The following is a 21,849-nucleotide window of genomic DNA, read 5'->3' as shown; positions in this document are numbered from 1 at the left end:
GTTGTCGCACCTTGACAATTCACTCCACAAAAGGTATCTTTGGCGTAGTGAAATGTTAATAATTAACTCAATCCTATGCCCAAAAAGAAACAAAACAGCATACAAATCAATCCGCAAAACAAAAATCTTTGTAATTTGATTAAATAGGCTCATAGTAGTGATTTTATAAATCTCTACGTTTCATAATATTCTCATCATTTCTGCTTTATAACTTTTTGAATTCTTTCTTGCCTTGTTTCACATTTGGGTGCTTACTTTAAGCATAGGAGACTGTAGAATGATGTTATTCAGTTCACCAGTTTGCCCTTAAGTTAAGTTTTGAGTAAATTTTTACCCACGATAAAATACCTGACTATATTGGAAATAGCATTTAAATCAAAAAAACTACGCGATATATGCCAAAATGAATTAACAGCGAAAAAAGAACTAGGTTATAAAGTATCGACAAAGCTGAAACATAGATTGGCTGATATTAGAGCTGCCGGAACGATATTTGAAATCGTTGTTGGTAATCCACGGGAATTATTAGAATCAAAATCGAATTATATAATGGATATTGGAGAAAATTATATTATACGATTTTCCGCAAATCATGTTAACAATCCAAGAACAAGTGATCAAAAGATTGATTGGAAAAAAGTCACTAGAATAAAAATATTGAGCATAGAAGAAAATGAGTGATTTTAAACCTAATTGGAGTTCGCCTCCTGGTGAAACAATAACAGATATTTTATCCGAAAGAAACATCAGCGAAGAACAGTTCCTAAAAATATCTGGGTTATCAAACGAGATTTTGAAGAACCTGTTAATAGGAAAAGAATCAATATCTCAAAGTATTGCGGAAAAGCTTGAATTATCTCTTGGTAGTACAAAAGATTTTTGGCTTAACCGTGAAGCAAGGTATCAAGCAGACGAAAAATTGATCAAACAAAAAACACTTGAATCTTGGATAAACAGACTCCCTATTAGTGACATGATTAAATTTGGGTGGATCAAACCTTCAAAAAATATTACTCAACAAATTAATAATTGCTTACAGTTTTTTGATGTCGAGAACTATGAAAAATGGAATGATACTTACTATGGCCTTCTCTTAGGTACTGCTTTCAGAACTTCTACTTCATTTAAGTCTAGACCAGAAGCTGTAATAGCTTGGCTTAGACAGGGAGAAATTGAAGGTGACTTTATAGAGTGTAAACCCTGGAATTCAAAGAAACTACACCAAGTTTTAGTCTCAATAAGATATTTAACTAGGGAAAAAAGTCCTACTAGTTTTTTACCTAAACTTCAATTGCAACTAGCAGAGTGCGGGGTTGCATTATCTATAATACCATCTCCCAAAGGAAGCAGTGCAAGTGGTGCTACCTATTTTATTTCTCCGGATAAAGCGTTAATAATTTTAAGTTTTAGATACCTATCTGACGATCACTTTTGGTTCAGCTTTTTCCATGAAGCAGCGCATATATTATTACATGGTAAGAAAAGTATATTTATTGAAGATGATCACTCACAAAAAAATAAAGAAGAAATTGAAGCGAATAAATTTGCAGAAGATATTTTAATTCCAAATGATTATAAAGAAGAATTTAAAAGTCTTAATGCTACTAAATGGCGCGAAGTAATTAGGTTTGCAAAAAAGATAGGAATATCACCAGGTATAGTCGTAGGACAACTACAATATTTTGGTCAAATTAAATTCAACCAATTAAATAAGTTTAAAGTTAAATATGAGTGGCGCAAGAAGTAAGAGTATTACCTGAAATATATATATGAAGAGGTTGATTTTTGCCAATTACATATAGCATCTTCAAGAACTTGCATTCCAAGCGGTCCAAGTTCGAGAGCATCCCTCAAATTTACTAAAAACTCTTCTAGCTCTGAACTTGAAACATTAGAATTAATATTGTTATAAAATAATAATTTTGTACCACTTTCTGGGCCCGTCGAGCCATTGATATAAGCTAAACCTGGTTCAATGCTGAATAATCCAGTTTTCGCAACCATTGTCAAATAATCAAATTTAGCTAGCCTACCAAAGGTCAAAACTGAATTCATTGAAACATATAATGAATTAAATGTTGTTATTGGATTTGAATCGGAGGATGAGAAGTTTTCTTCAAATAATTCAATATGAGTTCGCGGTGGGTTTATCCAACTAACATAGCTTTCAATTGCATCAGCAACATTGTTTTTTTTTGTTGGATTAAATGTTGAATATCTTCTATGATTTCCAAATTTTCTTGGAATACCATCATTTATCATTTGAGAATAATTATTATTAAGCCAATTTCTAAATTCAGAAGGATTTTCAATTATTCTGTTCCACGTCCAATTCTCATCCTCATTATATGAACTGTATATCTCTCTCGCTAGCCTCCATCCAGTTTCCCGGTTTCGACCAAAATAAACAAAGTAAAAAATCATCCAAAAAGCTTCATCAATTAAGCCTTCTTGTTTAAAGAATAATGCTGCTTTTAAAGGATCGAAAGATTCATTGTTTGGATCTGAATAAAATTCTGAAACTTCTCTGTCTTTAATTACACCAACAAAATCTACTCTTCTTATACTATCAATTAACTGTCTTGTAAAAATATCTAACTTTTTATTAGTATCTAATCCTAATAGAGATATTTGGGTTTTTGAGAATTCTTCAAGATTCGTTTTTAGTTGTTCATATCTATCTAAAATTTTATTCTTCAATTATATTCCTGAGATGTTTCTGAGGTAATCCAATTCTTTATTGAATTTTTTACTGATGTAGTAACACCATAGCTACTTTGGATATTATGATTATATCCAAGCACCATAATATCCCTATTTAATTTGATACCACAAACCTCATTTATAATTCCCTTATAGGAAAACCCCTTTACTCCTTTTCCATTTTTACGTGGTAACATCCATTCTGTCTTCTCTGATATCGCTAGTTTCTTCCCAGAAATAAATTCAAGGTTTTGTACTACTGTTTTTCCGTTTAAAATTAATACTCCAATTTTAGATTTTTTCAATATTTTACCTAAAACAGATGCTGAAATACCTAAAAGATAATTCCTTTTATTTCGAGTCAGGTTAACCCATTTAACTTCGGTTGCAAATGGTATTAGGTCTAAATGACATGCATTAGCAGAGCCGTAATAAGATGTCTTTGTACCGGATATGATATTATTTAGATCTCTGAACCAATTATCGTATGGGTTAATTTTAAAATAGTTACTACAGTTATTACTAATTAATTCTAAATGTTTATAATGGACTTCTTCCCAGCTACCTATACCAAGAGATTGCAGGGTATGGAACCTCCTTTGGCTCCCTATTAGTTCATCCCCTTTTGCATCTGTAAATTCTCTGTTACTTGGGTTAAGTCCTAGAGTTGCAACAGCTGATTTACTGACATCTCCAAATGATGGAATTGGACATCCCCATCCTAAAATTTCCTCTGTATTACGAGATGCCTCAGTTAGGATTTCTATAAGAGTTGGTAATATATTTTTCATTTCAATTATTGTTTTTAAAAAAAGTTAATTGTTCTGCTTCAATGGCTTTCTTTGCTTGTATTTGTCTGTTCTCAATATAAGGTATATATACATCTGTTGACATCTGTTCCTTAATTTTTTCAATAGCAGATTTTTTATTTTTTAAATTAAAAATCCTTAATAACCTAGCTAAATCCTTCCAATAGTTATCTATTTTAAGATTGTCAATGTTCACTTCTTTTCCTGTTCGTATTTTCTCCTCAGCATTAAGCAAAATTTTTATTTCTTTCCATATATTAGATTGCGGCATTTTGGGCATTGGTGTTGATAAATGCCATCCTTCATCAACAAAATCTTCTGCCTTCTTGAAGTTTTTCTCATACAGATGAAGACTTCCTACAAAATGTTTGTAACTACCTAGTTCATAGTCTAGCGTTGAAGCTATTATTTCTTGAATCATAGTAAAAGTAAATACATCATGTGGTAATCCTAGAAAAGCATCATTTGATCTCATGTTTGTTATTAAGTGTAACTTTTGGTTTCTGATAAAAAACTGTAATGTTGATGTACAAGGGACATCCTTATGCTTTTCAACTAAATCAATTGCATCAAATAATTGTATAACCGCTTGTCTAGTGGTGGGTTTAGTTTTTAATATATTTATAATGTTTTCAATTTGATTGATTCCGTTGTGCATATTAAAAAACCTAGGGCCATATGCACCATAAACTATTTTACCATCATCAGAAAATTTCTTATATCTTGGTATGTAGTATTCTATTTGTTTTAATTTATTTGTTTTTGATAAGTACCATAAAAGCTCTCCAAGGCAACTGAATACTTTACCTCGACTTTCCGATCTACTGATTCTTTCTCTTGGTCTTTTTATTTCTAAAAGAATACCTCTTAACTCACTAAATTTACCCTTACTTGCTGTAACAATATCTTTTTTCTTTAATAATCTCTTAAAAATATTAATTAGTAAATCATCGAGGCTATTTTCTGGTTTCAATTTCACTCCAGCATAACATAATAACGTAATAGGCTAAATAAACCATTAATTGGCTGTGCCATTGTGCACGTTTCTCACAGAAAAATCTTGAATTATATTTTGTTAAATACCATTCATCTACCTTAAATATTGGTATGATACCAGAACCGGTTAAAATATATTCATCAGTAAATCCTTGAAACTCTCCTTGGACAATTAATGTCTCAGGACTACAATTTCCAAGAAAGAAATGATACAATGGATTGTCTCCAGTCAGTTTTACTTCACTATAATTTATCTCTAGAGAGTCACTATTAATCGATTTCAGCTTTTCGATATTGTTAAGAATACGAAAATTTGGTCCTGTAATAACCTGATGTACAATTAATAAACGAGTATTAGTATAATCACCATCAAGATTAAATGGAAACTTTATTGGTAGTGCCAAATAAATTATATAAATAAAGTAGATAATTACTGTAGAAAATATATATCTCATTTTAGTATTGTATTTAGGTATAACGACTTGACATAACCGGAACGAACGCTGAAAGAACCTCCAATTGACAAATCACCGTCTGCGTGAAGTTTCCGTGTTGATAAACTATTACCCTTAAATGTCAGAATTGTGTAAATAAAGAGCCCCCCAATGTGGAAAAGCAACCCGTGAAAATTGTTTAACCTAACACAAGGAGACTCTATCATGAAACTCTCATATAAAATCGACAATGTCAAGCAAAATAATCTACTGAATATAGCTTTTGACGTCAGCAAAGATGATCTGCACCTATATACACAAACCGGCAGTGGCACCATAGAATGTGTCAGCGAATGTTTTGCCAATAATCTAAAAGCCATCAAAGATAAGCTGATCAGCTATGAAAGTTTTGCCCAACAAAAGGGATTTAGTGGCACTCATATCATTTGCGAACCTACAGGCGGCTATGAAGAAAAGCTTTTACTCCTGGCCCGTCAACTGGGCTTGCATACGTCTTATGTAAGTGGTGAAGCCGTACACAAATATAAAATTATCGAAGACAACAGCGCCAGCAAAAGTGATATACGCGATCCCAGGGTAATCTTTTTTGTTGCCCAATACGGTAAGCTTCTTAAACACCGCATCCTGCCCGATGAGTACGAGATGCTACGTCACTTTAACCGTATGCATGAATACGAAACCAGGCAATTGGTTTCTTGCAAGAATATGCTGCACCGTGAACTGCGCCGCTTATTTTGCGATTTATCATTCAACAATGCCTTTCTGTTTGGATCAAGCGGCCGGGCGCTTCTCAAAAAATATCATGGCAACCCATACAAGATTGTACGTGCTGGAAAGACACGTTTTAATCAAACAATGAAGAAAAATGTCCGGGGCATCCGTGACGAAACAATAGAACAACTATATAGCGATGCCAGCTGTTCATCAAAACTTTATCAAGGTATGGAAGTTATTGAAATACTCGATTGGCGCGTAGCCGGTTTATACAAAATGTTCGAGGGCCATGAGCAGGCCCGAAAAGAGATAAAACAACGTATGAGCGATATATATCAACGTTTATTGGATAATGATGAAGCTGTCCCCAAACCTGTAAAAGGCTTTGTAAGCCAGGTTAACCTTGCCCGCATTATTGGTGAAACCGGGCCACTGGGCGATTTTGACCATCAACGGAAACTGAAACGTTTTGGCGGACTGAACCTGCGTGAGCGAAGCAGTGGCCAATATAAGGGCAAGAACAAGGTCGCCAAGAAAGGGCGCATACGCCTGCGCCTGATCCTGGGCCAATCTATTTTTCATTTGATTAAACGTGACCGTATCCTGGGAGAGTACTATCATGGTTTTAAAGAACGTGGCATGCCAGGGACAAAGGCCATGTCGGTTGTAGCACGCAAGTTGATTGAGATACTTTTTGCCTTGTCGCGCCCAGGTACAATCTTTGATGAAAGTCGTTTGTTTGTATGTGAAAGCTGCTACAAAAGCGCTGCCTGACAGTGAACAGATAATGAAAAACAATAATATAGTAGAATAGATAAATACCTGTGTTCAGATGATCGCAAAGGCATAGAGACTGGAGTGTTCAGATCTCCGGCTTAATAATAATATCACTGGGCATAGGTTATTTCTGACACGGCCGATAAAGTTTAAATGTCCCTTTAATGAGGATCTAAAAAGTATCATTGCCGGTCAGGAATATTTTTGTTTATTCGAAAGGGGGAAACGGGCGAAAGTTATCCACATTTCCACAAAAGAAAAAAGAAGCTAAAAAGAAAAATTACTACAATTACGGTAGTTTTTATTTTTTCACTTGACTATTTGGGGCTAAAAGTATGCCTTTGTTATGTTGCCTTTATTTGCTTTGCCCCAAATGTCGTGCCACTTCCACTTTGAACTGGGTCTATAATCATTCCAGTAAATTGTTAAATAATTCTTAGCATTTCTATTGTATCATTGCTATAATTTTCAGCATTTTTTTGAGTAACCATTTTTTCCCAATTTGATAAAGGTGTTTCTGGATTATTTTTATCTGTGTAGTCGGAAATCACTTCAGATTGAGCATGAACCATTAAGTTTCGAAATTTAATAATTGATTTTAATGTCTGAAAGGGCTTTTTCCCTTTATCCAATTTATAATTGAAAATCGAAGCTAATATTTCAAGTTTTTCTTGTGGTCCAATATTTTTCTTAATGCTTCCCCAGAAATTTAATCTCGTATTTCCAACATGATTTATGTATGCTTCAATTGTAAAACTGCAAAATAACATTGAAGTCATTATATAGTGGAATCGTTCGTATTTATTATCTGTTTTCTTAGCATCTCTTAAAGCGTTCATGGATGCGACATTTAAATCGAAATGTGGATACACTGTTTTAACAGCTTCTACTTTTTCATTCATTTTTCCTATCTTCCATAAAATGACAGCAACATAACGCGAATGTTAACCGGATTTTACGCCTGAATAAAATGCCCAACTCTCCCAAGAAACCTCCCGGCGTGAAATTCCGAGTTGAACATTTTGTTAGCAGCCTTATTTAATTATTATCATTTTTTTTGTTGAAATATAGTTATTCATTTTTATTCTGTAAAAATATACTCCAGTTCCCAATTTGTATCCATCAAAAACGACAGAATGCTTACCGATGCTTTTTTTGGCATTTAGCAAATTTGAAATATGTTTTCCACCAATATCAAATACATCGATTACAACCTTTCCTGGCTTTAATAACTCAAAATCAATGGTTGTTTCAGGATTAAAAGGATTGGGATAATTTTGAAATAACTTATAATTATAAGGCTGTTCATTTTCTTCAATAGTTGTTATAAAATCAACTTTTGAGCCATATAATCGTCCCTCAGAGTTTTCAAAACCAACCAATGCCATTTTACGATAATTCCAATATGAATAAACAACACCAATCGAATCGATAAAATAAAAAGGATGATATGGGCGATAAATATTGGTATATCCAAAGGGCAGTTTCCAATTATCCTGTGAAACAAGAACCGAATCTAAAAATAGATCAATGTCTGGTAATCCAATATTAAAAAAATCACCAGGAAATGCATAGACACTATCAGTATCACTCCAAAATATCCGATATCTTAATCCATTATCAAAAGTTGCAACTGTGTCAAAAATAATAGTTTCTGGAGGAGGTAAATAGAATAATTCAGAGGGATCATAAAGACTTGATATCGTATCACCTTTTGACATATTTAAGTTTTGTAGAATTATATCACTGGTGTCCTCAAGTTGATAAAGAATCCCATTCTCAAACCTAAGATAATTTATTGCCTTTTCTATTTCACCAGAGCCCTGTGAAGAGTTTTCATATTGCCATTCAACTACAGAGTAGTTTTTATTATTTATTGTTGTATCAGAAACAACTCTTTCGATACCCAAAATCGAATCATGAGTAACACAAGGATCACCATAACTTGCACATCCATCATAATAACGGATTGTACCAGGTTCTAAATTGTATGATATGTTTTGAGAAAAACATATTTGAACTAACAGGAGACAAAAGCAAATAATTTGATGTATTTTCATTTTATTCTCCAATGTAGGCTGCTAACGTTTAGTTAACCTGCCAATCGCATGTTGATATTCCACATACCATTCCAAACCCAACGCGGTTGGTCTGGTTCAACGAATTGTTATATTGAGCGCCAATGCTATGTGTACACCAACACTTTCATAACGGTATAAATATTAATTAAAAAAGCAGAAAACTTCAACTGTTAATTTTTGGTCTTTTTCTATTTACAACCATCTGCCGGCCTTTACCCCAAAACTGTAATTTTGGGCAGACCAATCCCTGGGATATCGATAACGCGTAAAAAATAGAAGTCCATAAAACTTTAGCCCTTTAAGAAGTATCCACATAAACAACCTGGTTGTATTGTGGCTCGAGGATCATTCGGAAAAACATGCTCACCTTGCAATGTGGGCAACAATATAAATTCTGCTCATCCTCCTGATCCTCGCTCGTTTCATTATTGACGGCTTCGCCCAATTCAGATCGTATGCGTATCAAAATATCCTTCTTTATTTTGCCTGACCAGAAACCATAAAAACGGATCTTGTTGAAACCGTGCGGCAGAATGTGTAACAGAAACCGGCGCATAAACTCTGTTGCGGGCAAGGTCATCTCTTTGTTAAACTTTCCATCCCCACCTCCTTGTTTGTAATCTTTGTAAGTAAAACTCACATTCTTTTCTGTGCTATCTATGATGCGGTTGTTACTTATGGCAACACGGTGCGAATAACGTCCGATATAGCGCACAACCTGCTCAGCGCTGCCAAAGGGTTTCTTGGCATAAACACGCCACTTCTTATGGGCAATAGAATCCAGCATATGCTCAAATACATGGGGCTCTTTATATAATTCAATACATTCCGGGATAACCAATTCCCCTGTATAATGCATCTTTTTCAGTTTGGAAATAAACTTCCCGCGGAACATCTTACCAACAGCCCTTACCGGAAAAAGGAAACGGCCTGCATAAGGCACACTCTTCCATTCTCCCTGATCACTAATACCGCCGCCTGCCACAATCAGGTGCAGGTGTACATGCTGCGAAAGTGTCTGGCCCCAGGTATGCAGCAAAGCCAGGTAACCGCATTGCGCGCCAAGATAACGCGGGTCTTTGGCAAAGCTGTTCAGCGTTTCTTTGACACAACAAAAAAACAGGTTATATAATAAACGCTTGTTATAACTGATCAGCTCGTTTAAAGTATGGGGAAGTGTAAAAACCACATGGTAGTACGGGACAGGCAACAGCTCCTTTAAACGCTCTTTTACCCATTTCTCTTTCAGAATATATTGGCAGTTTGGGCAGTGCCGGTCACGGCAGGGGTTATAACAGGGACGCTCAACGCCACAGGATGGGCAATGGTAAAGATGGCCGCCGAGAGCAGAGGTACGGCAGTTCATTATAGCATTGACGACTTTCCATTGCTTCATTGAAAGGCCGTGGCTGCGGCTATACTCTTTGATGTGTTGGCGAAATATGCTGGCTACTGAGCTTGACATATCATATATATATGGTGTACATAAGTACATATTATATAAGAAATGAAATGTCAAGATACAAGGGGAAATTTAGAGGGGGCTGGAAGTGAAAAATCAATCAACCTGCGGACATAACCGCTTCAATATAACATAGTATTATTCGATTGCGGATTATTTAGGTAAAATGCAACTCAAGTAACATATTAAAAAACAACTACTTTTACAAACTCAAATTTTAATATCTGACAAATATCCGGTTTGACTGAAAAGCGGATATTTTCTAATATGGAATTTGAACATACCCACCCTAAGCTATTGAATATATAACATTTAGGATTATATTTTCTTTTTTAAAACGGATATTGACAAAGTTGCTTTTAAATCCTATCTTGTACACAAGTACACCAATAAGTAATAAAATGACTGAGAAAAAACTAATTACATTGGTTCGCGAAACTCTCCGCGTAAAGCATTATAGTATCCGTACAGAAAAAGCCTATATTCAATGGATAATACGCTATGTGAAATTCCACAAAATGCAACACCCAAAAAATATGAGTGCAAAAGAAGTACAAGACTATTTAACTTACCTTGCCGTAAAATGTAAACTGGCGGCATCAAGTCAAAACCAGGCCCTGAACGCACTGCATTTTTTATATAAAGATATCCTTCAAAAGCCTTTTGGTGAAATGGAAAAAGTCATTTGGGCAAAGAAATCTTCAAAGGTTCCTATTGTCCTTACCAGAAACGAAGTGAGCCGATTATTAAAAAAACTAAACGGAAATTCACGTTTAGTTGCGCTACTCTTATATGGGGCAGGTTTGCGATTAATGGAAGCCGTCAGATTGCGGATTAAAGATATTGATTTTGGCTATAAACAAATAATTGTGCGGGATGGGAAAGGTTCAAAAGACAGGCACGCAATTTTGCCGGAAAAACTAATTGAACCTTTAAAAAAGCAAATAAACCAGGCATGGTATATTCACAAAGCCGATCTGGAAGCTGGATTTGGCAAAGTTTATCTTCCATTCGCGTTGGAAAAAAAATTCCCTAATGCAAATCAGGAGAAAGGATGGCAATATGTTTTTCCTGCCGAAAAGAGGTCAATAGATCCACGCTCTGGTGAAGAACGGAGACATCACATTGGCGATACATTCATCCGCAAAAACGTTACTATGGCACGCCGCCGGGCAGGAATCATAAAGCCTGCTGGATGTCACACCTTACGCCATTCTTTCGCTACACATTTATTAGAATCCGGATACGATATCCGAACAGTGCAAGAGTTACTCGGCCATAAAAATGTAGCGACCACTATGATCTATACCCATGTTTTAAACAAACCCGGCTTGTCTGTTAAAAGCCCCATTGACTGATTCATACTAAACCCCCCAATAGCCAAAGCAATTAAGGGGTATAGTGACGCTCAACATCCGCAATAACTTCATTTAACTGTTCTTCTGTATATGAATTAGGAAGGAAAGCAGAAATTCCATTCGAACCCAAATGCTTCTCAATAAAATCAGCTTCCATTACTGCTGCTACATGAAAGAGCATTTCAAATGCTTGAAGCTCCTCCAGCGTCTCAAATTTCAGGGATAGCTCAAATGGAATTAAGCTTGGTTTGGTTGATACTTTCATAAGAATCTCCTGGTTGGTTTACCAGGGTTCTTATGCCATATTATTTAAAATCCTTTAATTAGAAATACAACTAAGGGTAGTTGTGGTAAAGAACTTTACTTGATCAGAAGCATCTTTTTCATTTGTGTATATTCTTTGGTCTTTAGCATATACAAATAAACACCACTGGCTAACCCGGAGGCGTTGAAATCATACTTGTAATTTCCTACTGGCATCTTGCCGTTGATTAAAGTTGCAACCTTCTTTCCAAGCATATCTACGATTGTCAGTTCAACATTTGTAACTATCGGTATGGAAAAGCTGATGGTTGTTGATGGGTTAAATGGATTTGGATAATTCTGCGAGAGTAAGAATTCAGTTGGAAGTTCATCCCTTATTTCAAGTGATGTTAAAACACCTACAACAAAAGACCTGGTTTCTGAAGAAGTAACCAAGCTATCCAGATCAATTGCTTCAACTCTCCAATAGTATTTCAAACTATCTATAAGAGCATTGCTCAGAGTTACACTTGTATCAGGTGTTTCAGTTTGTCTTAAAATATCATTCATCAAAGTATCTGATGATATGAATAACCGGTAGGAAACTTGATCGTTGAGATCATTATCACTGGCAGTTTCCCAAATAAAGGTTGGGGTTGCAGACAAACTATTTTGTCCTTTAGCTGGACTCAACAATGCAAAAGGTTGCGGTGCTTCTTTAACAGCATTTAGATAAAACCGGGTTGCTTCTGATAGACTACTCTTTTCATATGGATCAAGAGCTTCAGCCGTCCACCAATAGTTTTTATTGTCTTCGAGGCTGACATCTACTTCCCAGTTGGGGCTGTCATGCCCTGAGACTGATGCCACATGTTTTAAAAGAGCACTATCAGAATAAACAAAATAATTATACGATAACGCGTCATTTTCAGCATCATTTGATTCAATGGAAAGAATTACCGGCAACGATCTGACTGTGTCTTTAGGGGATATAGCCTGCGGTTTAGATGGAACTGAGTTCATATGAAAATTCAAAGTATCCCATTTACTCCAGGAGTTTCCTCCATTAACTTTTAGATAAGAAACATAATCATTTCCATCAATTAGCTTTCCACCAGCATACTCAATGTTCGAGGAGTTACTGATGATTTCACCTGTATCCCAGAGAGTATCCATAGAAGCATTTAGAACTAGTAAATGATACTTATTTTGAGACAATCCCTGGTCATTTTTAAAAGAGTACTGAAAAGTCGGAGTATGGTTAATTACATGTTGCAAATTAGATTCAGATTTTAAAGAGAAACTACTAACTGAACTGACGGAAGATGTAATATAACTTTCTTTATTTTCCGTAGAACTCTTTCCTAGTGCATCAGTAACAGTTAATGAAATGGAGTATTTTCCACTTGCAGCATAGGAATGGGATGGGTTTTGCAAAGTTGAAGTAGTCCCATCACCGAAACCCCAACTCCACGCTACAATACTTTCCCCGAAACTTCCTTCTATTGATAAATCAGAGAACTGAATTAAATTCTCTGTTTTTATTTGAGTTGTATCAACTTCAAACATTGCAGTAGGATAGCTTTGATCATAATAATATGCCCCAATATCTGCAATTGTGCTATCAGGATCTTTAGGACTTGAGGGGTTACCAGCATCGATATTTGGTGAGCTTGTTATCAAATAGAAATCATTGTTTTCAGGATCAACCATCATTGGATCTTGGGACAAATTATAATACGCATCAGTAGAGTCACCATTTGAATTAGCAGTTATTAATTCTCCTATAAATAGGGGAAGCGCATCTCCTAAATAATTATCATTGATAGAAACAACATTGTTATATCCAATAAACTCTGGAGCCATAGCTCCAACATCAATTCCATTTAAGTGATTCATAACAATATTATTAGTAATAATTGCATTTGGAAATGATTTAATACCTGATTTCCCGTTCGAATATATAGTATTATTGCTAACAAGCTTTCCAGAAATACCCTGTATCGAATTATTATAAACAACATTATAAGCAACCGTATCCTGACCTGCTGTAATACCCTCTTGATTATTAAAAACTTCATTATACATTATTGATCCGCCATATCCAACAGAGCCACCAGAATTAATACCAGTAGAATTTGAAAAAATCTTATTGTGCCTAATATTGTTGCTTCTTCTAGAACCCGATACAAATATCCCCAATGAATTACCATATATTTTACAATATGCAATGTCTAGAAATTCAGGTGACTTTTCAAGAGATATCCCCTTAAGATTATTTGAAAAGAAAGTACTATTCTGTATAGATATGTTACTTTTTATTGTCGATAAATACATTCCATTATTATTACTATATCTCACACTGCTATTTAAAAACTTTAATGGACCTGAGTAACCTGATTCAAGATATAAGTTTCCTTTACTGACTCCATATCCTCCATATTCAATAATACAATATTCAAAAACACAATTAGTCGCAAAACGATCTAACTCAATACTACTCCAATCACCTTTGCTAGGGTCTTGCTGTGCTGATGTAAATGCTATAGAATCTGATGCCAAACCAATTGCAAATATTTTTCCTTGAACAATTAAAGAACTTTCTCTTTCAAACTCAATTTTCGTACCAGCCTCAATCTCTAATGAGTCTCCTATAGAAATCCTTGCGAAACCTACTACTAAATAAATAGTATCTGCATGCCAGAAGCCACTGACATCACCAGACACTTCTTTATAGTTTCCTGCTTTTAAAGTAACTGATTGCAGCGTATGTGAGCCACTAAACAAATATTGAACATTGTCCTCATATCTTTTATGTCCATCTTTAGAATAATGAACTGTATAAGTCCCGGTATCCAATTCCTTTGTAAAATACCCCGTTGCATCGGTATAAACACTATCAGTCGTTGCTGTCGGGGAAAGAGCTTTAAAAAACACTTTAATCCCTGTGTGATCTGTCCCTTCCTCCAGATAGGCATAGCCATCAGCTGTTGCAGAATATGCCACTGCACAGATTGAAACAATAAGTAATAAGATCTTCTTCATAAGTAATCTCCGTAATGAGTAAATAATTAGTTATCAGTTTTCTTATGCCAAAAATCACGCTATAAACAACAGTTCTAATCTAAGAAATAAAACAATGCTTTGCCCACTATTGTGGGCGGATAGTTGAAATAATTATTGCTACTTTGATTTATGAAAGAAAAACCAGTATTAGCAGTAACCTTTGGTGAAGTGCTAAAAGAGGAACGATTACGGAATAACCTGTCCCAGGAAGCCCTGGCCTATGCAAGCGGTCTGGAACGCAATTTCATATCCAACATGGAAAGGGGTATCAGCCAACCTACCATAACAACCCTTTTCAAGCTGGTCGAGCCACTTAAAATTTCTCCCAGCGAACTGATACAGAAAGTATCTGATAAGAAGTAAAAACTACCTTTAATTCCGGCATAAGAGTAGTGTATATATATATTTTGGAGCTTCTTATGTCATCGCGTAAAATCTGGTTAACCATCCTTCCGCTTCTTTTTCTCCTTGCCACTTTTGAACACTGCTATTCCATACTTTCCTTATATGGCCAGGGATTATTGTTTCCATTTGTGACCACCACCCTGCTTGTACTGGCCATTGATTCTTCAATCTACTTTTCCATGCAGCACATCCAACTGCTTCCGGCCAGGATAATTTTACTTCTGGCTGCCACGATTTCCATTACACTTAATGTGAAGTATATGATTGACTGGAAACCGCCTGGAACCTTTGCTTTGATTATTGGAATCACAGTGGGTTTTCTTATCCCGGCCATGTTGGGATTATTTGGTTGGCTGGAAAAGGAAATCAGGGAAAGTATTATGTCAACTTCATCCAATGGACAGTTACAGGAAGTGGTAAAGTTTCATATTGAAAAATATCCGGATATGAGCAGCAGGGAGATTGCAGGACTTATTGGCTGTAGTCATACAACAGTTCGTAAATATGCCGATCGTAATCGATTTAGTAATTGAATCGGGATTTTCAACAATACGAAGTGATTAAACTGCAAATCACTTCTGTTCAAGGTAATAGAAATGGAGGGTAAAAGAAGAGAGAACTAATTCTCTTCTTTTAGATATTACTTACATGCACGTTTTTTAGAATTATAATCTGTGCAATGAAAGCCCTTGCCTTTGAAATGCGCGACAGGAGCACCCATGATTTTATCTGTTTCACCTCCACAGATGGGACAGGGAGGATAATCCTGCTCAAGACCGCAGATTCTCTCAAATACATAATGGCAGCTCAAACATGAAAAATCGAATATCGGCATTTTAGCCCTCCTTTAATATTTTACTTATGGCGTTATAAACAACCTCCTGCTTTTTTCTATCTTTGATAAACTGGATCTTTTTGATTACTGACTCCATAAAGCTGTTTATCAGAAGAGGCTTATTCATTCCTTTCTGGGTCTGGGCTATAAAGATCGAAGTAGTCACTTCCCGAAGCTGATTCTTATCAAGGCCGTCATCACCCAGGAGTTCATTATGCTTTAATACCTGTTTATAGATACTAAACCACAGGCCATCAAAGTCATATTTGTAGTAAGGCATTGTTCTGGCCCTCCAGTGATTTTGGTAAACGGATTTTGGATTTTGTTTCGTTGAATATTTCCGTTGAGACAATGCCCAGCTTACTTTCCAATGCTTTTATTTTTTCTTTAAAGGCCAGGTAAGCCTGTACCAGCCCTTCATTGGCATTTTCCAGGGCCATACATTCTGCAAAGTCCGCATCACTCATCTTTTGCGGATCCACTTCATTCTCAAAGGATTCCGTCATCTGCATTTTTACCAGCATGTATTTCCCTCTTAACTCTGCTAATTCCGTTTTTAGCTGGCTAGCATTATAGGCGATGTCTTCCATAAAAGGGTTCGCTGATACACTTTGCAACCCGCCAAAATCTTCACCTAGACCGTCGATATTGATGCCGATGTCCGAGAGAAAAGTGGCTGAGTCCTCATCCATAAACAGTTTCATCTTCTCCGAATGGATATCAGACAAGGGTGAATAATCCGGGATCTGGTTCTTGAAAGCCAGGATGGTATCTGAAAACTTTCGTTCCAGGGTTGTATCAGCTACCGCTTCCATATTGGAGGGCGTAAAAGCTTTAATGATATGTCTTTTACCAAACTTATCGGAATCATCTTTGAAATTCCTACTGAGCTCCTGGGAATAGAAAACTATGGGATTATTGGATTCGGGATCGCGGGTGACTTTTATCTTGGCGGCAGTGTAGTTTGTTTCGGTGTCAAGGCTATCCAGTTTAAAATCTTCTATATTATCTTCTATCCTCTCTGCAAAGTCTATGACCAGGTTATTATCCATTGTTCCTCCTGACCGGCATAAGCAGATTAAGAGTATTATCATCTTCAGCACTGTTTAGAATATTGGGGCCATCACCATCAATATATTTCCATTCGATCAGTTCGCCTTCAATACCGTTCAGACTCTTTTCCAGTAAGGCCAGGTCAAGCGCGACATCCATCTCAGCGCCTTCTCTTTTTTCAACATCCATTGTGGATTGATACTCTGTTCCCTGATCAATATCCCGGGATTTAAATTCAATGGAGCCATTGATAGCTTTTAGGTCAGCCTGACTTGAAAAATTCTTTGCTGATTTGATCTGTTTAAGTATTCCTTTTCTATTCAATGTCAAAGTATTCGGTAATTCAACCGGTATTACTTTTTTATAGTCCACATAAGGATCATCAATCTTGCGTACCACAAACTCGATACCGTGACCCAGCTTGAACATCAGGTATTTCTCTGACTGCCAGACTTCTGTTTTGTACTGCACATATCTCGCAATTATCTTGATAACCTTTGCCGGAATATTGCATTCATACTCTTTGAAGTGCAGGCATTTATTGGCGGTATCCAGGTTCTTGATCCACTGCAGCACATGACCATCAGTGGCCACGGAACTGAGATATTCATCCTGTTTGACAAGAATGCCTGTCAGTGAAGCACGCATAATATCAACCGAGGCAAAGGTGATCTGCTTGGCCAGCTGCTTAAAGACATCGCGGTTCCACTCCGCAATTTTCTCATAATTCTCCTCAGGAAATGATGGATATTCATCTGTATTTTCAGTAGGAACAGTGATCTGACACTCATCAAACTTTATACTTAATTTATCCTCCGTAGATTTTTCAATACATAGGGAAGCAGGTTTGGTTAATAATATCTTCTTTAGGATTTTGATGGGCAATGTATAATTATACCTGTCCGGCTGTCGGGTATTTTTAAGGGGCATCCTTACAAATGTATCCAGGTCGGTCATAAGCATAAAGCCATCTTTGATACATATGCTGTGCAGGATATCGAGTGTTGTTTTTCGGTCATAGACTTTATCTGCAATGGGCAGGAAAGTCTGGATTAAAAAGAGAATGCAATTGCCTGCCCGACTCTCCTTTGTTTGCGAAGCGTTTAAAGTACAATCTTTTTGGGAATTAGAATTCATTAAGGTTCTCCAAATTTTAAAGTGGTTTGGTTACAGACAGAATTATAGGGTTTCTTGGAACAGAAGCTCTCGGTGCAGAAATTGTTTGAATCGAGCTTGACCGGCTGGCCTTTGTATCGGCAGTAATGATGCAGCTTGTTCTGTGTTTTAAGATGCTCACTAAAGATATTAAAGAACTCCACAAACTCTATTTTTCTACCTGTTTGCTGCTGGTAACTGACAAAGCTCTCAGCTAGTTTTTGGGCGAGATCGGCCTTAACCGATGGGCTTTCTATGGTCCTGTACCATTCCGGCAACGCAGGGCTGTAAAGCATCTCTTTCTTTACTTCATCTACATTGGCAGGTGCACTGTTCTGTTTTATATTGATATTTTTTGCATGTGGCTGCGACGGCCGGATTATCGATTTGGATGAATATGCCTGATCGGCAATCGGGTGAAAAGTTTCAGGAACATGAATGCTTTGCAGGAACTGGTTTATACTCAGGATTATGTCATTCAGGGTATCCAGCGGCTCATCAATCGGTCGTGGTATCTGCCCACCAGCGGATGGTTTCTTTTCTACTTTATAGGGTTCGTTCTTTAGTAGCAGTTCCACACTCTTCAAATCCAACTCCAGGTTATCGGGCAGAAAGATATTCAGTTCAGCTACCAGGTGTTTGCCTTTCTTGCTACCACTGACCACAGCTATAATATTATTGCCAGCATGGAAACCTTTGGGATATAGTACATTCCACTGCTTTGTCAAAAGCAGCGTTGGGTGTTTTTGTTTCAGGTCTTCTATCCATTGATTTACAACATCCTTAATCTGGTTGTTTATCTGGCTTTTATAATCTTCGCTCATAAGCCTATCCCTTCCAATGCTTTTCGCTCTGCCGATTCCTTATCCAGCTTTTCATACTCATTAAAATTAATGACTGCATCATCACCACATTCCTGGCAAGTAAGTTGGAAGGACGTTTTACCCTGATCGGTCAGTTTCTCTTCCAGGGATTCCAGAGGTTTTACATGAAGGATGGAGATGGTACCTTCCTCGGTAAACTTGAAGGTGGCGCGTACCCAGAGCGGAATCAAAAACTTTTTATGGTTGCCACAGGACGGGCAGTTTATTCTCATGATTTTTTCTTTCACCTCTTAGTTGTAAAAGTGATTCTCTGTTTTTTAGCATTTCTTCATCCAGACCTATGCTGGTTTTTCTGGGATACCAGTCTGAGAATGGACGACAGACGGATCTGGAAAAACAGACAGCACAGCGCAGGTAGGGATTATAATCTTCCATCGATAGTTCATCAGCGCTCATCTTTTCTGTGGAAAGCACTGCTTCCTTCACCTGATCACGTACATTTTCCTCAGCATAGTTCCAGTCTTCAAATTTGGCCGGTTGTAACAATAAACCTTCTCCGGACATTTCGATTTCCATGACTGTTTCCACCTCGCAATCAAAGAAGTGCCGGTTACCACATTCGATACATATTATACTCATGCATATTCCTTTCCGCTTTTGCTACACTCTGAGCAGGCAATGTTTTCTGGTTTTAGTTTTCTTTTAATAAGGTCACTGCTGATGGTTGGTGTGTCCAGAGTAAAATGACCGGCATTGGAAACCTCACAGCGGTAATCGGTTTGTAGATCCACATAGAAACTCTGGTTTTCTTTTTCACACTTTGTACAAAATGGAATCTTCACTCCGGATTGGAATTCTTTCTCAGTTATCTGAACATCGAAGATGGTAAGGTGTTTGGGTTTGGAGACCATCCAGGGCATATAGATGAAGGCATTGATCGTGGCGATCTTGGTCAACAATGGTGAGATATCCTGGCCATAAAGGTTTAAGGAATAGTTGGAGGCATAGAGCAGCATGCCGCCGGTGCCACAGCAAGGATCGAGAACACTTTTGTTTTTATGATCATGGGTTGGTTCTCCTCCAAACTGCATTTTTACCATCATATCTACCACCGCGCCCGGTGTGGCAAAAAAGCCCAGTGGGTTATTCCTGCCCATCACATCCATTGCCAGATCGGGCCAATGATCGGCCGGTTCCCGGTAAAACAATCCCAGGTTAAAAGTACGGTACCAGTAGTCATCAATCTTTTCTGTAACTCCAACAGGGAATTCTTTGCCATAGTTGAAGCCCCACAGCATCCAGTCCACAAAACTATGCAATGGATGGGAGAGCTGATAAGCTGCTTCCTTCAAACAGTCCGTCAGATTCTTCTGTACTTCTTTCTTTGGATATTCATGGATAGGATGGAATTCTATATAGGGAATTGGTTCATCCGGAATCCTGTTCCTGTTACATATGTTTAGCCAATAATCCCATCGTTTATAAAACATCAGGTCAAGTGAAACCAGGTATGGCAATAACCATCCCTTTTTATCCTTTGTCGTTTTCAGCATATTTTATTCTCTCATTTTTTCATCCACGAATTACACTGATTTCACTAATTATTTCGTATTTTTTTTCTGTTGAACGTTTTCTGTGAAATCCACGATGTTTTATATCGGGATGATTTTCTGTGTGTATCAGTGGCTAAGTATTGTTATTAGAAAAGAATCAAAAACCTTTGCGTTCTTTGCGCCTTTGCGGTTAATAATTAATATGAGGGCACTGGAAAAACTGTGCCCCCATTGTTTGTTAGTAGCCCGCGTCCCGCTTTAACTCTTCCAGTGTTACTTCATAATGCCTGCGTACGGCGTCTAGTCCATTATCATAATACATGCATTGATAGGCACAGTCTTCCTCTCCAATTTTTCCTTTGTTTTCCCTGAGGCATTCTGTACATGTTTCAATAAGATCCTCTTTATCGATATAGCTGCCGCAGACATCACAACCGGGACAACCCACCTGCCAGCAGTAATCCAGCAGGCGTTCCTGGCGGTCCACGCCGGGATTCCGGCAGTTGGCGCAGTTGATCACTTCATTCTCATTGTCCAGTACCATATCCATATTTTTGGCGATTGAGTGAAAGACCTTCTCTGTTGTTTTGGAAGGTTCAACAAGAATGGAGCTGTCATTCTGAATGATGACCTGGTGTCTTAGCTTTAGATCAATAAAGAAAGCCGTGGTATTGCCACAGTAGATGCATTGCAGGTTTTGCTGAAGGTAGCGGCGGGATTCGGGCGGATAATACTTAACCGCTCTCATTGTTATTATGCTTATTGAGCGTGTCGGTTATTACCCTGGTGAGTGAAGCGATGGATGTGGCAATCTCAGCGGTCAGTTGCAGGTTCTGGTTGCGGCTCATTGTTTTCTGCTCGCGAAAGCTGTTGGCAAAACCTGTTCCGATCAGGTAAGCGTTTGCTGTTAATAAAACGCTGTTTGAAATCAGGCTTGCTGTTTTAGCGATTGCATGTGAGTTAATATTGAATCTCAACTTTGTGGCCATGGCTTATCTCACCGGTGAAGCAATTATGAAGCGCATTACTTTCCAGGCGATGGTTCCAATCCCTATATAGCTTAGGATCCTTTTGCCCTTATTCACTTCATCATTACTAATAAAATATCCATCTACTCTTTTTTCCATTTATTTCCTCCAAGATTGGTAATGGAATTTATCAGGTTGCTGAAGCTGTCAAAAAATGACTTCTGTCGTTTAAAGCGGATATGGTCACGAACAAGCACAATGGTGGTGCCTACGATGGCGGTACCAAAGAGAATACCACCAAAGGCCAGCACTATATGCTTAAGCGACACATCCACGACATTATCTTCTGTTTCCGGTGGCATCATTGATTAGGCCTTTCCGCGAAACAATCC

The 21,849-nt window shown here is 37.3% G+C and carries 26 protein-coding genes; 6 read left to right on the top strand and 20 right to left on the bottom strand.

Features of this window, described 5'->3' with window-relative positions; all coding sequences use genetic code 11:
• Positions 1-357: 357 nt before the first annotated feature.
• Both HND50_21565 and HND50_21560 read left to right on the top strand, forming a co-directional pair.
• Positions 358-681 carry a hypothetical protein gene (locus HND50_21565; GenBank protein ID NOG47842.1) on the top strand — a complete coding sequence of 108 codons (324 nt, stop codon included), beginning with the start codon at positions 358-360 and terminating at the stop codon, positions 679-681.
• Positions 674-1,747 carry an ImmA/IrrE family metallo-endopeptidase gene (locus HND50_21560; protein ID NOG47841.1) on the top strand — a complete coding sequence of 358 codons (1,074 nt, stop codon included), beginning with the start codon at positions 674-676 and terminating at the stop codon, positions 1,745-1,747. Before HND50_21565 ends, HND50_21560 begins: the two co-directional genes overlap by 8 nt.
• A gap of 5 nt (positions 1,748-1,752) precedes the next feature.
• Here the strand turns inward: HND50_21560 and HND50_21555 are convergent, their stop codons facing one another.
• The 4 genes from HND50_21555 to HND50_21540 are packed head-to-tail and all read right to left on the bottom strand — an operon-like array spanning position 1,753 to position 4,963.
• Positions 1,753-2,700: a hypothetical protein gene (locus HND50_21555; GenBank protein NOG47840.1), complete on the bottom strand. Its 948-nt coding sequence runs from the start codon at positions 2,698-2,700 to the stop codon at positions 1,753-1,755.
• Positions 2,697-3,485, bottom strand: coding sequence for a hypothetical protein (locus HND50_21550; protein NOG47839.1), 789 nt, complete (start codon positions 3,483-3,485; stop codon positions 2,697-2,699). Before HND50_21550 ends, HND50_21555 begins: the two co-directional genes overlap by 4 nt.
• 10 nt (positions 3,486-3,495) lie before the next feature.
• Complete coding sequence (locus HND50_21545) at positions 3,496-4,452, bottom strand: thymidylate synthase (GenBank protein ID NOG47838.1); 957 nt, start codon at positions 4,450-4,452, stop codon at positions 3,496-3,498.
• Between the two features lie 16 nt (positions 4,453-4,468).
• Positions 4,469-4,963, bottom strand: coding sequence for a hypothetical protein (locus HND50_21540; protein ID NOG47837.1), 495 nt, complete (start codon positions 4,961-4,963; stop codon positions 4,469-4,471).
• Between the two features lie 204 nt (positions 4,964-5,167).
• On the opposite strand from HND50_21540, the gene HND50_21535 reads away from it, so the two are divergent.
• The gene (locus HND50_21535) at positions 5,168-6,451 is read left to right on the top strand and encodes a transposase (protein ID NOG47836.1); all 1,284 of its coding nucleotides are present in this window, start codon (positions 5,168-5,170) and stop codon (positions 6,449-6,451) included.
• Positions 6,452-6,879: 428 nt separating this feature from the next.
• Here HND50_21535 and HND50_21530 read toward each other — a convergent pair whose 3' ends face one another.
• The 3 genes from HND50_21530 to HND50_21520 form a co-directional block, all read right to left on the bottom strand.
• Positions 6,880-7,356, bottom strand: a complete 477-nt coding sequence (locus tag HND50_21530; protein ID NOG47835.1) for a hypothetical protein — start codon at positions 7,354-7,356, stop codon at positions 6,880-6,882.
• Positions 7,357-7,488: 132 nt separating this feature from the next.
• Positions 7,489-8,514 carry a T9SS type A sorting domain-containing protein gene (locus tag HND50_21525; protein NOG47834.1) on the bottom strand — a complete coding sequence of 342 codons (1,026 nt, stop codon included), beginning with the start codon at positions 8,512-8,514 and terminating at the stop codon, positions 7,489-7,491.
• Between the two features lie 319 nt (positions 8,515-8,833).
• Positions 8,834-10,000, bottom strand: coding sequence for an IS91 family transposase (locus HND50_21520; protein NOG47833.1), 1,167 nt, complete (start codon positions 9,998-10,000; stop codon positions 8,834-8,836).
• A 398-nt stretch (positions 10,001-10,398) separates the two neighbouring features.
• On the opposite strand from HND50_21520, the gene HND50_21515 reads away from it, so the two are divergent.
• A complete protein-coding gene (locus HND50_21515; protein ID NOG47832.1) occupies positions 10,399-11,355 on the top strand; it encodes an integron integrase in 957 nt (318 codons plus the stop codon).
• Between the two features lie 31 nt (positions 11,356-11,386).
• Here the strand turns inward: HND50_21515 and HND50_21510 are convergent, their stop codons facing one another.
• Together HND50_21510 and HND50_21505 are read right to left on the bottom strand one after the other, a co-directional pair.
• Complete coding sequence (locus HND50_21510) at positions 11,387-11,620, bottom strand: hypothetical protein (protein ID NOG47831.1); 234 nt, start codon at positions 11,618-11,620, stop codon at positions 11,387-11,389.
• A gap of 95 nt (positions 11,621-11,715) precedes the next feature.
• Positions 11,716-14,643: a PKD domain-containing protein gene (locus HND50_21505; GenBank protein NOG47830.1), complete on the bottom strand. Its 2,928-nt coding sequence runs from the start codon at positions 14,641-14,643 to the stop codon at positions 11,716-11,718.
• Positions 14,644-14,793: 150 nt separating this feature from the next.
• On the opposite strand from HND50_21505, the gene HND50_21500 reads away from it, so the two are divergent.
• Together HND50_21500 and HND50_21495 are read left to right on the top strand one after the other, a co-directional pair.
• Positions 14,794-15,027 (top strand): helix-turn-helix transcriptional regulator, encoded by a 234-nt coding sequence (locus tag HND50_21500; GenBank protein ID NOG47829.1) that lies wholly within the window; start codon positions 14,794-14,796, stop codon positions 15,025-15,027.
• Between the two features lie 56 nt (positions 15,028-15,083).
• Positions 15,084-15,602, top strand: coding sequence for a hypothetical protein (locus HND50_21495; protein ID NOG47828.1), 519 nt, complete (start codon positions 15,084-15,086; stop codon positions 15,600-15,602).
• A gap of 107 nt (positions 15,603-15,709) precedes the next feature.
• Here HND50_21495 and HND50_21490 read toward each other — a convergent pair whose 3' ends face one another.
• The 11 genes from HND50_21490 to HND50_21440 form a co-directional block, all read right to left on the bottom strand.
• On the bottom strand, positions 15,710-15,904 hold the full coding sequence (locus tag HND50_21490; protein ID NOG47827.1) for a hypothetical protein: 195 nt from the start codon (positions 15,902-15,904) through the stop codon (positions 15,710-15,712).
• A gap of 1 nt (position 15,905) precedes the next feature.
• Positions 15,906-16,184, bottom strand: coding sequence for a hypothetical protein (locus HND50_21485; protein ID NOG47826.1), 279 nt, complete (start codon positions 16,182-16,184; stop codon positions 15,906-15,908).
• Positions 16,165-16,956 (bottom strand): hypothetical protein, encoded by a 792-nt coding sequence (locus tag HND50_21480; protein NOG47825.1) that lies wholly within the window; start codon positions 16,954-16,956, stop codon positions 16,165-16,167. The genes HND50_21485 and HND50_21480 overlap by 20 nt, the downstream gene beginning before the upstream one ends.
• Positions 16,949-18,094, bottom strand: coding sequence for a hypothetical protein (locus HND50_21475; protein NOG47824.1), 1,146 nt, complete (start codon positions 18,092-18,094; stop codon positions 16,949-16,951). Before HND50_21475 ends, HND50_21480 begins: the two co-directional genes overlap by 8 nt.
• Positions 18,094-18,936, bottom strand: a complete 843-nt coding sequence (locus tag HND50_21470; protein ID NOG47823.1) for a hypothetical protein — start codon at positions 18,934-18,936, stop codon at positions 18,094-18,096. The genes HND50_21475 and HND50_21470 overlap by 1 nt, the downstream gene beginning before the upstream one ends.
• Positions 18,933-19,166 (bottom strand): hypothetical protein, encoded by a 234-nt coding sequence (locus HND50_21465; GenBank protein ID NOG47822.1) that lies wholly within the window; start codon positions 19,164-19,166, stop codon positions 18,933-18,935. Before HND50_21465 ends, HND50_21470 begins: the two co-directional genes overlap by 4 nt.
• A gap of 7 nt (positions 19,167-19,173) precedes the next feature.
• Positions 19,174-19,575, bottom strand: coding sequence for a hypothetical protein (locus tag HND50_21460; GenBank protein NOG47821.1), 402 nt, complete (start codon positions 19,573-19,575; stop codon positions 19,174-19,176).
• Positions 19,572-20,489, bottom strand: a complete 918-nt coding sequence (locus HND50_21455; GenBank protein NOG47820.1) for an SAM-dependent DNA methyltransferase — start codon at positions 20,487-20,489, stop codon at positions 19,572-19,574. The genes HND50_21460 and HND50_21455 overlap by 4 nt, the downstream gene beginning before the upstream one ends.
• A gap of 238 nt (positions 20,490-20,727) precedes the next feature.
• A complete protein-coding gene (locus HND50_21450; GenBank protein NOG47819.1) occupies positions 20,728-21,237 on the bottom strand; it encodes a hypothetical protein in 510 nt (169 codons plus the stop codon).
• Positions 21,224-21,478, bottom strand: coding sequence for a hypothetical protein (locus tag HND50_21445; GenBank protein NOG47818.1), 255 nt, complete (start codon positions 21,476-21,478; stop codon positions 21,224-21,226). Before HND50_21445 ends, HND50_21450 begins: the two co-directional genes overlap by 14 nt.
• 122 nt (positions 21,479-21,600) lie before the next feature.
• On the bottom strand, positions 21,601-21,822 hold the full coding sequence (locus HND50_21440; GenBank protein ID NOG47817.1) for a hypothetical protein: 222 nt from the start codon (positions 21,820-21,822) through the stop codon (positions 21,601-21,603).
• Between the last annotated feature and the right edge of the window lie 27 nt (positions 21,823-21,849).

The sequence above is a fragment of the Calditrichota bacterium genome (assembly GCA_013112635.1).
GTDB lineage: Bacteria > Calditrichota > Calditrichia > Calditrichales > J004 > JABFGF01.
This window is presented reverse-complemented; position numbering and strand designations above follow the sequence as displayed.

Bases quoted from the DNA above. Each gene is read 5' to 3' on its own strand.
- HND50_21535 (NOG47836.1), top strand. From the start codon at position 5,168: ATGAAACTCTCATATAAAATCGACAATGTCAAGCAAAATAATCTACTG.
- HND50_21510 (NOG47831.1), bottom strand. From the start codon at position 11,620: ATGAAAGTATCAACCAAACCAAGCTTAATTCCATTTGAGCTATCCCTG.
- HND50_21460 (NOG47821.1), bottom strand. From the start codon at position 19,575: ATGAGTATAATATGTATCGAATGTGGTAACCGGCACTTCTTTGATTGC.
- HND50_21470 (NOG47823.1), bottom strand. From the start codon at position 18,936: ATGAGCGAAGATTATAAAAGCCAGATAAACAACCAGATTAAGGATGTT.
- HND50_21560 (NOG47841.1), top strand. From the start codon at position 674: ATGAGTGATTTTAAACCTAATTGGAGTTCGCCTCCTGGTGAAACAATA.
- HND50_21515 (NOG47832.1), top strand. From the start codon at position 10,399: ATGACTGAGAAAAAACTAATTACATTGGTTCGCGAAACTCTCCGCGTA.
- HND50_21530 (NOG47835.1), bottom strand. From the start codon at position 7,356: ATGAATGAAAAAGTAGAAGCTGTTAAAACAGTGTATCCACATTTCGAT.
- HND50_21505 (NOG47830.1), bottom strand. From the start codon at position 14,643: ATGAAGAAGATCTTATTACTTATTGTTTCAATCTGTGCAGTGGCATAT.
- HND50_21490 (NOG47827.1), bottom strand. From the start codon at position 15,904: ATGCCGATATTCGATTTTTCATGTTTGAGCTGCCATTATGTATTTGAG.
- HND50_21475 (NOG47824.1), bottom strand. From the start codon at position 18,094: ATGAATTCTAATTCCCAAAAAGATTGTACTTTAAACGCTTCGCAAACA.
- HND50_21525 (NOG47834.1), bottom strand. From the start codon at position 8,514: ATGAAAATACATCAAATTATTTGCTTTTGTCTCCTGTTAGTTCAAATA.
- HND50_21500 (NOG47829.1), top strand. From the start codon at position 14,794: ATGAAAGAAAAACCAGTATTAGCAGTAACCTTTGGTGAAGTGCTAAAA.
- HND50_21485 (NOG47826.1), bottom strand. From the start codon at position 16,184: ATGCCTTACTACAAATATGACTTTGATGGCCTGTGGTTTAGTATCTAT.
- HND50_21440 (NOG47817.1), bottom strand. From the start codon at position 21,822: ATGATGCCACCGGAAACAGAAGATAATGTCGTGGATGTGTCGCTTAAG.
- HND50_21495 (NOG47828.1), top strand. From the start codon at position 15,084: ATGTCATCGCGTAAAATCTGGTTAACCATCCTTCCGCTTCTTTTTCTC.
- HND50_21450 (NOG47819.1), bottom strand. From the start codon at position 21,237: ATGAGAGCGGTTAAGTATTATCCGCCCGAATCCCGCCGCTACCTTCAG.
- HND50_21445 (NOG47818.1), bottom strand. From the start codon at position 21,478: ATGGCCACAAAGTTGAGATTCAATATTAACTCACATGCAATCGCTAAA.
- HND50_21540 (NOG47837.1), bottom strand. From the start codon at position 4,963: ATGAGATATATATTTTCTACAGTAATTATCTACTTTATTTATATAATT.
- HND50_21520 (NOG47833.1), bottom strand. From the start codon at position 10,000: ATGTCAAGCTCAGTAGCCAGCATATTTCGCCAACACATCAAAGAGTAT.
- HND50_21480 (NOG47825.1), bottom strand. From the start codon at position 16,956: ATGGATAATAACCTGGTCATAGACTTTGCAGAGAGGATAGAAGATAAT.
- HND50_21455 (NOG47820.1), bottom strand. From the start codon at position 20,489: ATGCTGAAAACGACAAAGGATAAAAAGGGATGGTTATTGCCATACCTG.